We start from the raw sequence: 333 nt of genomic DNA on the forward strand, positions 1-333 counted from the left end.
TCGGCGCGTCCGTCAGCGTCGCGGCGAAGGTCCTGTGGTGGACGCTGAACCGTGCGATGGCCCCGGATCTGTCGCCGGACGACGCGCAGTGGGTGTCTGCGCAGATCTCGCAGGCGTCCGCTCGGATGGCTGTTGCGGCGGTTCGCCGTCAGGTGGCCCGGGTGGAAGACCAGGCTGCAGCCCAGTTGCTGGCGATGGAGGCATCCCGCCGCCCGCCGGCCGGGACGGTGGGTGCGGAGGTTCCCTTCGGCTTGGACGGTTCTCCGGTGCTCCACGGGGTGGTGGCAGGGCAGTCCGGTGCCGTCCCGCCAGCCGACGAGGAAGGTGTCCGGA

The 333-nt window shown here is 71.8% G+C and carries 1 pseudogene; it reads left to right on the plus strand.

Annotated features, from left to right (window positions below):
- Positions 1 to 333 (plus strand): annotated as a pseudogene (locus G6R25_RS24730) (hypothetical protein); the annotation flags it as partial.

Origin of the sequence: Candidatus Frankia alpina (assembly GCF_902806485.1) — a bacterium.
In the GTDB taxonomy this organism is placed as follows: Bacteria; Actinomycetota; Actinomycetes; order Frankiales; family Frankiaceae; genus Frankia; species Frankia alpina.